Below are 11,313 nucleotides of genomic sequence, written 5' to 3'. Positions count from 1 at the left end.
TTTTATCTGAGGTCGATAGTAATACTAACAACACGAAAACAACCAGAGTAGTTGATATAGCGCCCGCCAAGGCTTTTAGGACGCAAGACGCAGTACATTCTCAATTGCCTCTCGCAAGGAATCAAAGTGAGTTAATTGATGACGGATTCGACTCTTTAACCACGACCAACAGTTCTCAATCTTGTTAAGATCATTCGATTACAAGCTCCATCTACAGTAAAAGTTGCCATCAGATTTTGGTTACACAAAGCAGCTTTTAGGTAGAATCGTGAACTCTTTAACTTTGGAATAGTCAAGATTTGATGGCATAGGTAAGAAAAATTCTGATACCCCAAACCATCTTTTAACTGTTAATCCCAGAGCGAATCTAAGTTGACCATTAATTAATGTTGGTCTTTGACCTCCAGAATTAGGATAAGCAACTTTAAATAGTTTAGAACCTTTGAGATAACCGGGAGGTTTAGGTCTAAAATGTAGCTGACTTTTCTTGTGTAAATCTCTCAAATTCTTGAAAGATTTGAATGCTTCTGTTACCGACATTAAAGTTTGCTGCATCGGTGTTGATGGCATTGATTGTGCTAATAAAGATTTTGATACCGATGGTTCAAAAGCTAAATCAAACTTTCCTGTTAATAACTTACCTGTCTTAAACAATGTTTGACGGGCAAAATAAATTCCCGTGTTGTACAATTTACCGGGTGGTCGATATAAACTGATCAATAGAAATTCCCTCACGACTGGCGAGGTCATGCAGACTTTTTTGTGCAGAAAGATAACACTCACGTTAAAGGTTCTGGAATGTGTGGTTTTACCGTGACCTGTATGACCGATAGTAATAAGGTTAATATGCGGTTTAGTACGCTCAAATACTGCTTGCGATATATCTTTAATCCTACTGCTTATGTTTTTCAGGCGTTTAAGCCATAATTTTCAATCATACACAGTGTTTAAACTGAAAGTCAAGTTTCTGGCTAATCCTCCTACGCGATGTTATTAGAGGAGGTAGAGGTGTAAAAAGCCCACTTGATTCCTAAAATCTAAACTAGAACTCAAATGTTTCTTTTCGTTAAAAATTTTTAATCTCAGGAAAAGACAAAAAACAGCAAAGTTAAACTTAGCCATACAATTAAGCCACAGCAAACTCAGTTAATTTACGAGTTTCAGGATCATAAAAAGCTAATACAATATCCTCTTTCGGTACACCTTCAGTTAATAACTCATTAGCAATACCCTCCTCTGTCCAATCTTCCTCAATATAAATTTTATCATTTTTAATGCGAATATGAACATGAGTATTATTAATTCTCTTTTGATTAACCCAATCTACAGACATCCATAAATAATGATCATGAGTTTCATCAAAAATTAAACAAGTTTCATGTTTTTTCTTCGATGAACGATTAGCAAGATAATCATGTTCTGTTAATATCTTTTTAATGGTTTGACGATAATTAGTTAATTTATCCATTGTACTATTTCCTCCTTATCCGTATTAATAACAAGTAAAGCAACTTGATTTAATTTTACCACAGCTTTAATTGATTTTCTTTGAAAAAAAGTGTCATAAATTTCATCTTTAATAGCTAAGTAAATTTCTTGGTATTCATCTTGAGCTAATTGAATTAAATCACGATACAGTATATATTGTCCTAAAGCTAATTCAAAATCTTTCATTAATGAAGAACTAATAAAACTTTTAATCTCAATAATAATTTTACGTTGTTTTTGTTCTTCTGAAATGACCTTTTCTACTGCTAAATCAGGATAAAGTTCAACATCCTCATATTCCAGAGGATAGGGATCGGCTGTAATCGTCCAACCATCCTTAATTAGAGCGTTTTTAACTGCTTCATGGTAAATATCTTTTGCTGGCATTGTCCTCCTTTGTCACTAATTATACCATTATAAACAAAAACTATTAAACAACAGCAAACTCAGTTAATTTACGAGTTTCAGGATCATGAAAAGCTAAAACAATATCCTCTTTTGGTACACCTTCGGTTAATAACTCATTAGCAATACCTTCCTCTGTCCAATCTTCCTCAATATAAATTTTTTCATTTTTAATGCGAATATGAACATGAGTTGATTTTAGTCGTTTATCCTCTTTCCAATCAACTGTTAACCAAAGATAATGATCGTGAGTTTCATCAAAAACTAAACAAGTTTCAGTATTATAATCAGGTGATTTATGAACTAACTGATCATATTCTGTTAAAATACTTTTAATTAACTCTCGATATTTTATAATTTTATCCATGATATAATCTCCTCTTTTTTATCATTAAAAACAATCAATTTAAGTTGATGACGTTTAATTACAGGTTGAATTGATTTTCTTTGAAAAAAGCTATCAAATAAACTGCTAGTCTCCGCTAATTTCTACCAGTGCCTCGCCAGCATCCAGAAGTTCTAACGCAAAGAGCAAGGTTTCTCTTAGAATCTCACACAATCGAGCGTTGGATGTATTACCACAAGTCAACAAAATAATTTGTGGCGGTGAACCAAGTCGCTTAACCAAATCCTCAAAGTCGCTGTCCTTAGTCATGACAATAGCTTGCTGGGCTTTTGCCGCTTCAAAAATTTCAGTATCCTCAGCATCTCTTAGCCCAAGATTACGCAAGGCTACTGCATTAACTCCGAACGTGCTTGTAATCCAGGTCGCAATCGCAGGAGACAAGTGTGCATCTACCCAGATTGTCATGCCACTAATACCGGATGATTAAGTTTCCGCGAGGCATACAAAAGAGATGCCTTTAAATCATCTGCTTCGAGATCGGGCATTTCTTCTAGGATTTCTCCTGCACTCAGACCAGCCGCAAATAAATCCAATACATCCGATACCCGAATTCTCATGCCTCGGATGCAGGGACGACCACCGCATTGTCTAGGGTTAACTGTAATTCTGCTAAGAAGACCAGACAGATAAAAACCCCGCAGAGCCCTTTGAACTTCCTCCCGTGAGACTTGAACTAGATTTTCAGCCGTGACATTTTCGTACTGATCACTCAACTCAATCATTCCATCAACAAATTCTAAAAGATTAACACGAGTTCCCTGATTATCCAAATCGAGTTCCCTGCAAATAACTTTATAAATATCAGGAGGAAATCCCCCGTGAAAATCCCATTCTGTATCGTCTTTTTCCATTCTCACAATACCTGAGATATTTGGATACCTATAACCAAGTCGATGGTTTTTAATATATTTCGATAGTTGCTTACTATGTGTAAATTCTAAAGGACGCATCTCTGCTAATAGTTGCTCTAACTCATCAGCTTCCGTTTTTGTTAAATCATAGCACTTAGCTATTCTTCCAATTTCATTTTCTCGTAAAGCTTCTGCTGCCCTGCGTCGCTCCTCCTCTGCCTCTCTAAGTTGACTCTCTAAGTTATCTCGCTCAACACTTAGTTCCTGCCTGCGATCAACTCCAACCAACTCTATCGTTACAAGGTCAAGCCAACTATGTTTTGGAGAGTCCACATTTTTCCAGATACTCTCTACTTTTTGGATCAAACCAGATAATTCATCTGTGTAGCTTTGAGGGATATTCTCTGCCTTTAGCCAAAACTTACTAACTTGTTCGCCTTTTTCAGTGGTTTCAATTTCATACCAGAAATTGACTGTTTCAAAAGTTTCGCTATTGTCCAATTTTTGGGCTAATTCAGGATGTTTGTTCTTGATTTTTCTGATATGGAAGAAAACTTTTCCATTAGGATCAGAAAAAGTATGACCGACAAACCCAAATCCTCTATCAGGATTGTAGCTTTTGATACTACCGAAGTCTATTGTCATGAAAACGCATTCCATTACTCAAGGTTAGTGGTAAGTATGGCAAGACGCTAGAGCGACCCGATTTCGATCATAGCATCTTCCTCCGTTCTCATTGCCCCAGTCCGCTCTATTTTTACCATTGAACTGATTATCGGGTTGTACAAGCCCAGGTTTCAATTTTGCAAGTCCCCGTACCACATTCAATTAGAGCATTACCTTGGGCTTGTTCGGGAGTGATCGCCCAACCCCAGCCGATAATTCCTTCTGGATTCTTAGCAACTGCACCACAGGCATTTTTGAACCAAACCTGGACTTTACAATCGGATTTAGCACATTCTTTCAAAGCCTTTTGTTCGGCTTCTTTTCTAGTCGGATAATCGTAACCATAACCCCAACCCCCCGATATTGAGGTGGCGATCGCTCCATAACGATCGGGTTGAGCTAGGGCGACCCCGGCCATTAAACTTTCTAAGACGAGAACAGAAGCACTAACTAATAGAAAATGTTGTTTTATCCAATTTTTTTTCATTCGGTTTCCGAGGTATTTTGTAAGGGTAAATAAATCGTCATTATGTTCCTTTGTTGCGGGCGCTGTTTAATTACCAGTTTCCCACCTAACGCATGAAATAGATTTTTTGTCACCGCCATATTTAGGCTTAAACTTCCCGTTTCCGGTTGGAACATTAATAACGGCCCTATTGATTTTAATGGAGATTGGGGAGATACCGCAAAGGGGGAATTACCTTCTTTTTCGGGTTGGGATTCTAATTGTAATTTTAACTGATGTCCTGCTAATCTTACCCCGACTTTAATATGGCTACCACAGGGAAGACTGCGGGTAAAATTATCAATGACTCCAGTTAAGACTTGATCAAGCATAGTCGGATCACTGATTACTGTTGGTAGTTTATGTGGCAAAATTACCTCTAAGGTTTGGTTACGCTGACTTGCTTGTTTTTGCCATTGAGATAGACTACTTTGAAATACATCTCCTAATGACATTGCTGTTAATGGTAGGGGTTGATCATTACTATTTCCTCGACTATTTTGTCGGCTTTGTTCTATTTCTAATTCAACAGCCCGGAAAATTAAGTTAAACCGATCAATTTGGGTTGTACATTCTTGATCGATCATTTCTAAACGTTTATGAATTACTTCGGCTGGTAAATTTGGTCGTTTTAATAGTAACCTTGTTAATGTGCGAATTGTTGCTAAAGGTGTCCGAACTTCATGGGCGATCGCTTGTAATAATTCGACTTCTGCCGTTGGAATTGGATTTTCCAGAATAGTTGTTTCCAGCCCTGAATGATAGGATTTTTGGCTCTTGTTTTTATCTGAATTAGCTGCTTTTTTAACTGCGATTTCAACGGTTTTTAACTTATTTTTTAAAGGTTCAATTTCTGATTTTTTTTCTACTTCTAAGGATAGATTATTTAATAATAAACGACTAAATTGCATCACCGTTTTATAATTGGGTTCAATGGGGATAAACTGGGCAATGCTTTCTTCTAATTTGGCTTTTTGTCTAGCTACCTCCATCCCTAAATCACGGTTTGCTGTGGCTTTAATTAATTCCATGCGATCGCACAAAATCAATAATGCTTTTTCGACAATATCAGGATCAAAAGAAAATAGAAAAGCCGGACTTCCGATTAAATCCTGACCCAATACCATAACTAAACTAAACTGACTGGTTAAAACCAAACAAAACTGTTCTTTAACTAGAGGATCTTTCCCATGTAAAGGACAGGCTTCTGTTTGAGGCATAGAGTTATAAAATTCATCCGATGCCGGAAGTAATGCTTTAGGATGATGTAATTTTAAAACTAATTCATCCCCTAATTTTGATAGGTCATGGGTAAAAATTTGAGTCGCAAAATGAATCGCTAAATCGGGATGAATTAAAACCGGAACTGGCCCAGAAATAATTAATCCTAAATGGAATAAGGGATCGGAACTTGAAATCGAATTTTCTGCTATTATATTAATATTAGATTGGAGCTCTTCTAATAAAAAATTCATGGATTTAACGCCACTATACCATTCCTTCTCTGCCTTTAAATATCGTTTTACCTCAGAAGCAATATTAGGATGATTTTCTGAATGGCACAGAAATTGAGACGAATAGGAATAACCTAATTTATGGGTTTCATCTTCTGTTAAAATCTCACTGAGCGTTGGTAATAATATTTGGTTCATCATCATCCCCTTGAGAATTAAGAATTACGAATTGAGAATTACGAATTACGAGTTAAGTAGTTAAAGATTTATAATTCGTAATTCGTAATTTATAATTCGTAATTTATAAACGGTTTGTTATGCTTTCACCATAGCGACATTTGGCTGATTCGTACATTCGTAGAACCGAACTTCCTAGGGGTGAGTTTACCACTTAGAGCGGTGGAGGAGGGGAGACATCCTTGCTGGGGTGAATAACTAAGCCTCAACTATTAACCAGATCTGCTATCCTAGACTTTGGCTTGTTAGTCCCTAGTGCGCTAAATAGCCCTATGGTAAATTTCATCCCCTCTAAACCTATGAATTGGCAGCAAATGCTCCCTGGAAAACTAAAGACCCAACTCAAGCCCCAGGTGATCGCCGGAATGGTGTTATTAACCCTAGCATTTTCGGTTGTGATTGGTAGCCAAAGTTGGGCAAGAAATAAAATTAGAAGTGATTATGAAACCAAATTATTTAATGCGGCTTTAGGATTTACCCTGTATTTTGAAGGAGGATTCAGTGATCACCCCTCCGATGTTGGGGGAAGAACCTATCGAGGAATTACCCAAGCGGAATATAATGTCTATCGTTCTAATCGAGGATTACCTGGCCTAGATGTGAGTCAAATGTCTGAGACAGAATTAATTGAAATTTATAATAGCTATTGGCAAGGAAGTGAGGCTGCAAAAATGCACCCGTCCCTGGCTATTGTGATGTTTGATACTTCTGTTAACTTTGGAATTAATAACTCAATTACGTTTTTACAACAAGCATTAGGATTACCTCAAACTGGAGTATTTGATTCAGAAACCCAGGAAGCCTTAGAACGCGGAAATAACCAATACACAGCCCTACAAATTATTAATGAACGAATTTTATATCGTTATAAACGGGTTCAAGAAAATCCCAGCCAAATGGCATTTTTTCACGGTTGGTTAAGTCGAGATTATAGTTTATGGGGTTATGTAGAAAAGATTAAAAATTAAGTCTTAAAAGTCTGCAAACCTAAGCGAAAAGAGGGTTGGAAGATCCAACCCTACGATAATATGATTTGATTTTCTGGTTTAGTCCAATTTTTGTTTCACGCTACAGAAAATTGTTCAGAATGATAGGTGAATCCTTTGTCAATTTAACGCCAAAAGCCCGAAATTTATTTTCGGGCTTTAGAGACGTGCCATGGCGCGTCTCTTGACAACAAAATTGCCCCTACATTCAATTCAATTCGTAGGGGAGGAAAAAATTACAAACTAGACATAACTTCTCTAGCCGCCGCTAAGGTTTTATCAATGTCTTCGTCCGTATGGGCTAAAGAGGTAAACCCAGCTTCAAATTGAGAGGGGGCTAAATAAATTCCTCGCTCTAACATTCCCCGATGAAAACGACTAAATTTGGCTAAATCGGATTTTTTAGCATCTTCATAATTGTGGACTGGCCCAGGAGTAAAGAATAAACCAAACATTCCACTAATTTGACCACCACAGGCTGCATGACCTGTTTCTTTAGCTATTTGTAACAAACCATTACTTAATTTTTTGGTGATTTTATCCAAATATTCATAAGTTCCTGGTTTTTGTAATAACTCTAGGGTTTTGATTCCTGCGGTCATCGCTAGGGGATTTCCCGATAACGTTCCGGCTTGATACATCGGGCCAGCAGGAGCCACCATCGACATAATATCCCGGCGTCCGCCATAGGCCCCTACGGGTAAACCGCCACCAATGACTTTTCCTAAAGTCGTTAAGTCTGGTATCACCCCGAATTTCTCCTGAACTCCGCCATAGGCAATGCGAAACCCGGTCATTACCTCGTCAAACACCAATAAAGCCCCATTTTCACGAGTTAACACCCGTAAACCTTCTAAGAAACCGCCATCGGGAGGAATAAAACCAGCATTGCCTACAATCGGTTCTAGGATGACTCCGGCAATTTCACCCGGATTTTCATTAAATAGCTGTTTGACGGCTTCTAGGTCATTGTAGGGGGCCGTGAGGGTACTAATAGTAACGGATTTAGGAACCCCAGGAGAATCCGGTAAACCTAATGTGGCGACCCCGGAACCAGCTTTTACCAGGAACATATCCCCGTGTCCGTGATAGCAGCCTTCAAATTTAATCAGTTTCTCCCGTCCGGTGAAGGCTCGCATTAAGCGCAAGACTGACAAACAGGCTTCGGTTCCTGAATTGACAAATCGTACCATTTCCACGCTGGGAACGGCATCAATCACCATTTCTGCCAAAATATTCTCTAATAGGCAGGGAGCCCCGAAACTGGTACCTTTTTCTAGGGCTGCTTTCAGGGCGTTAATGACGTCGGGATGGGCATGACCGCAAATAGCCGGCCCCCAAGAGCCAACATAATCAATATATTGATTCCCGTCTACATCCCAAGCATAGGCACCTTTGACGCGATCAAAAACAATGGGCTGTCCCCCGACGGACTTAAACGCCCGCACGGGAGAATTCACGCCACCGGGCATGATTTTTTGGGCAGAGGCAAAGATTTCTTCTGATTTTGTAGTTGTTAAGGGTAGGGTCACTCTGAAATAATCTCCTTGAACTATATATAGTTTGGGTTAATGGGCAAAAAGCAATATTCCGATTACTTTTACTGGGTATCGCCTAACCAACCAGATGATATTGTAATCAAGTTAGGGATCTCGTTGTATTCGGTAAATTTATGTCAACCTTAAAACCCTTAGAGTTAAGCCTGTTCAGTGAAATTGATACAATTCGTTACAACAAAAACGGATTAATTTTGGCGATCATCCAAGATTGTTTAGAAGGAACGGTGTTAAATTGGGTTTGGATGAATGCAGAAGCCCTAGAAAAAACGATTACATCAAAACAGGTTTGGTCTTGTCAAGAAACAGCGATTGTGTTATGGAATTCGGAAATAACGGTAAAGGAAATTCGTTACAATGATGATAGTCCGATGGTGATTATCGGGGTGGAAGAACAGCATCAAGAGTTATCAGGAAATACGTTATCGGGGTTATTTGATGTAATTTGCGATCGCCGGGATTATCCACAATTAGAGTCCTATACCTGTAAATTATTGGCGGGGGGAGATAATAAAATTCTCAAAAAAATTGGAGAAGAATCGGCTGAAGTAGTTATGGCTTGTAAGGATAATGAAAAAGATGCGATCGCCGGGGAAGTTGCGGATTTATTCTATCATACCTTAGTTGCCTTAGCTTATCACGATGTTGAGTTAAGAAATGTTTATCAAAAATTAGAGTCAAGACGAAAATAGCATAGTGCTGGGGAATAGGGAACAGGGAACAGGTAATAGGTAATAGGTAATAGGTAAGCTGTTATGCATTTAAACTGTGATTATAGCATTACCTTTGTTTTTAAGTTTACGTCCCCATTTAATAGATAACTGTCCCTCATTTAAAAGCTGATGCAATAAACACTCTAGCTCATCAACTGATTTAAAGAGTCGATTAGCAATATATTCTTTAGCTGAATGCCAGACCAATTCAATTAAATTATAATCTGGACTATATTCTGGAAGAAATTCTAAATAGATATTAGGCATTTCTGCTTTAATTTTTTCTAGGTATTCTTCTTTTTTGTGAAAACTTGCATTATCAAGAATAATGACAATCTTTGCTCCTTTTTCTACAAATTCTTCTGCTTGATTTCCCGCTAATACCCACTCATGAATTAGCTCTTGATAAAAACTTTTTAACACTTGATAAAAATTATTTGCATTCCCTTTATCCAGAAATTCTACAAATCTTTTTTTGTCCGAGTACCTCAATCCTCCCATAACATTAACTTTTCCTTTCCTTCTGTCTCCTCTAATCTTTCTTCTCTTTCCTTTTTCACACCAGTTCTTTCTTTTTATTACTCTTAAATTAAATCCACTTTCATCCCAAAACCATACCTGTAATTGTTCTGGACTTTCTTTTGTTATTTTTAAATATTCTTCTATTTTATTTTTAAATAATTTCCTTTTTTCTGGATCTCTTTTCTCTTCCAAGCTATACTTTGCCCACAAGTAAACATACTTTTTTTTCTTTAATATCCTTCTCACTTGTGAACCACTTAATTTTATTTCTGTGATTTGTTCTAAATAAGTTGCCAATCTTTCTCCTGTCCATCTCCCAAATTCATATCCTAATTCTTCCGGTTCTTTTTCTACAGTTTCTAATAATATCTCTATATATTTATCTGTGGCTTTTCTATTATTTCCTTTCATTCTTTCATCTTTCAGGCTTTCTAACTTGTCCGGATCTCCATGTACACACCAATAACATACTTTATTTATTGAACATCCCAAAAAATTGGCAATTTCACTTTGTTTTTTACCATCATTTAGCAATAGTAGAATCAAGATTCTTTCTCTGATTTGTCCATTTTCTTCCTCTTTCAATCTTTTCTGTAGTTTCTCTACTTGCTTTTCATTTAAGTGATTTTTAGCAGGCATCTTTTTATTGATTTTTCTAAACTTAGTTTTTCATTATACCCTATTTAGATGCTGAACAGCTTAATAGGTAATAGGTAATAGTAGACTATGGGAGGTTTACTATTGTCAAATACCTTAATTGGTAGCGCTATATAAGACCAATTTGGGGGATAAAACTTTAACTCCTAACCTTGAGGCGGTTGAGGACAGGTTTTCTGATTCCAGTCACATTGATAGAGATGTTGTTGTTGCCAACTGAGGGGAATTTCTAGTAAATCTCTAGTTCCCGTCATCCCTTGACCTAGAAACAATAATAAAGCCATACAATTTAAAACCGTATGGGTAATTCTCCAGCGATTTGATTGATAAATATCAGGGACAATTGCCAAAGCAAAAACCATTAATAACGCCGATGCTACCCCGTAATAGTAATGGGAGAATTGCCACTCATAACCCCGTCTAAACACTCCCTCCTGACATCCGATAACAACAATTCCCATTCCGGTTAAAGTGGCAAAAACTCCTCGCCAAATCCGTTGATTTGGTTTAGCTTTATAGAGTAAAATCAGTGAAGCAATAGTGAATATAAACATAAAAACAATAAAAATTGCTTGAGGCATTTTCTCAGGAGATAAATCTTTAAAAACCCCCTTAAAATAAATCGAATACCCTAAAGCAATTAACGTAATTCCCACCACTGAACCCGTTAACCACCGACCTATTTTTAAATGTTCTTGTCCAACATTCGGCGGGATTTTACTCTTATTTTCTTGATTAGAATGATGTAGACGGCGTTGACGGGTTTGCCATGCCATATATACAGAAATCCCGATTAAGGGAAACACAAAAACTACCGCCAACACAGGATGGATTAATCCAATAATATCCTTAAATTCCATAACGGTC

At 37.4% G+C, this 11,313-nt stretch carries 14 protein-coding genes; 2 read left to right on the top strand and 12 right to left on the bottom strand.

The features are described 5' to 3' along the window. Nucleotides 1-240 precede the first annotated feature (240 nt). From NMG86_RS09190 to NMG86_RS09150, 9 genes are all read right to left on the bottom strand, one after another. Nucleotides 241-720, bottom strand: coding sequence for a hypothetical protein (locus NMG86_RS09190; protein WP_199918678.1), 480 nt, complete (start codon nt 718-720; stop codon nt 241-243). A gap of 406 nt (nt 721-1,126) precedes the next feature. Further along, nucleotides 1,127-1,468 (bottom strand): XisI protein, encoded by a 342-nt coding sequence (locus tag NMG86_RS09185; RefSeq protein ID WP_026787230.1) that lies wholly within the window; start codon nt 1,466-1,468, stop codon nt 1,127-1,129. Further along, nucleotides 1,456-1,875, bottom strand: a complete 420-nt coding sequence (locus NMG86_RS09180) for a XisH family protein (protein WP_026787231.1) — start codon at nt 1,873-1,875, stop codon at nt 1,456-1,458. Before NMG86_RS09180 ends, NMG86_RS09185 begins: the two co-directional genes overlap by 13 nt. Before the next feature lie 43 nt (nt 1,876-1,918). Next, the gene (locus NMG86_RS09175; protein ID WP_026797497.1) at nt 1,919-2,260 is read right to left on the bottom strand and encodes a XisI protein; all 342 of its coding nucleotides are present in this window, start codon (nt 2,258-2,260) and stop codon (nt 1,919-1,921) included. Beyond that, nucleotides 2,245-2,331 (bottom strand): hypothetical protein, encoded by an 87-nt coding sequence (locus tag NMG86_RS09170; RefSeq protein WP_373282691.1) that lies wholly within the window; start codon nt 2,329-2,331, stop codon nt 2,245-2,247. Before NMG86_RS09170 ends, NMG86_RS09175 begins: the two co-directional genes overlap by 16 nt. Before the next feature lie 34 nt (nt 2,332-2,365). Continuing rightward, nucleotides 2,366-2,680, bottom strand: a complete 315-nt coding sequence (locus tag NMG86_RS09165) for a DUF5615 family PIN-like protein (RefSeq protein WP_237747601.1) — start codon at nt 2,678-2,680, stop codon at nt 2,366-2,368. A gap of 20 nt (nt 2,681-2,700) precedes the next feature. Then, nucleotides 2,701-2,925, bottom strand: a complete 225-nt coding sequence (locus NMG86_RS09160; RefSeq protein ID WP_026787602.1) for a DUF433 domain-containing protein — start codon at nt 2,923-2,925, stop codon at nt 2,701-2,703. 997 nt (nt 2,926-3,922) lie between these two features. After that, a complete protein-coding gene (locus NMG86_RS09155; RefSeq protein ID WP_043937136.1) occupies nt 3,923-4,303 on the bottom strand; it encodes a DUF4189 domain-containing protein in 381 nt (126 codons plus the stop codon). Continuing rightward, nucleotides 4,300-5,979, bottom strand: a complete 1,680-nt coding sequence (locus NMG86_RS09150; protein WP_026797496.1) for a sensor histidine kinase — start codon at nt 5,977-5,979, stop codon at nt 4,300-4,302. Before NMG86_RS09150 ends, NMG86_RS09155 begins: the two co-directional genes overlap by 4 nt. 332 nt (nt 5,980-6,311) lie before the next feature. Here NMG86_RS09150 and NMG86_RS09145 point away from each other — a divergent pair, with 332 nt between their 5' ends. Next, nucleotides 6,312-6,980 (top strand): glycoside hydrolase family 108 protein, encoded by a 669-nt coding sequence (locus NMG86_RS09145; protein WP_026797495.1) that lies wholly within the window; start codon nt 6,312-6,314, stop codon nt 6,978-6,980. A 254-nt stretch (nt 6,981-7,234) separates the two neighbouring features. Here NMG86_RS09145 and hemL read toward each other — a convergent pair whose 3' ends face one another. Beyond that, nucleotides 7,235-8,530 carry a glutamate-1-semialdehyde 2,1-aminomutase gene (gene hemL / locus NMG86_RS09140; protein ID WP_026787237.1) on the bottom strand — a complete coding sequence of 432 codons (1,296 nt, stop codon included), beginning with the start codon at nt 8,528-8,530 and terminating at the stop codon, nt 7,235-7,237. 140 nt (nt 8,531-8,670) lie between these two features. Here hemL and hisE point away from each other — a divergent pair, with 140 nt between their 5' ends. After that, complete coding sequence (gene hisE / locus NMG86_RS09135; RefSeq protein ID WP_026797494.1) at nt 8,671-9,246, top strand: phosphoribosyl-ATP diphosphatase; 576 nt, start codon at nt 8,671-8,673, stop codon at nt 9,244-9,246. Nucleotides 9,247-9,315: 69 nt separating this feature from the next. On the opposite strand, the gene NMG86_RS09130 is transcribed toward hisE, so the two are convergent. Then, on the bottom strand, nt 9,316-10,428 hold the full coding sequence (locus NMG86_RS09130) for an IS630 family transposase (RefSeq protein WP_026797113.1): 1,113 nt from the start codon (nt 10,426-10,428) through the stop codon (nt 9,316-9,318). A gap of 164 nt (nt 10,429-10,592) precedes the next feature. Then, complete coding sequence (locus NMG86_RS09125; protein ID WP_026797493.1) at nt 10,593-11,306, bottom strand: DUF4079 domain-containing protein; 714 nt, start codon at nt 11,304-11,306, stop codon at nt 10,593-10,595. Nucleotides 11,307-11,313 lie beyond the last annotated feature (7 nt).

This window comes from Planktothrix rubescens CCAP 1459/22, from assembly GCA_904830895.1.
GTDB classification, from domain to species: Bacteria; Cyanobacteriota; Cyanobacteriia; order Cyanobacteriales; family Microcoleaceae; genus Planktothrix; species Planktothrix agardhii.
Note: the sequence above shows the minus strand (reverse complement) of the source record. Positions and strands in the feature narration are given on the sequence as shown.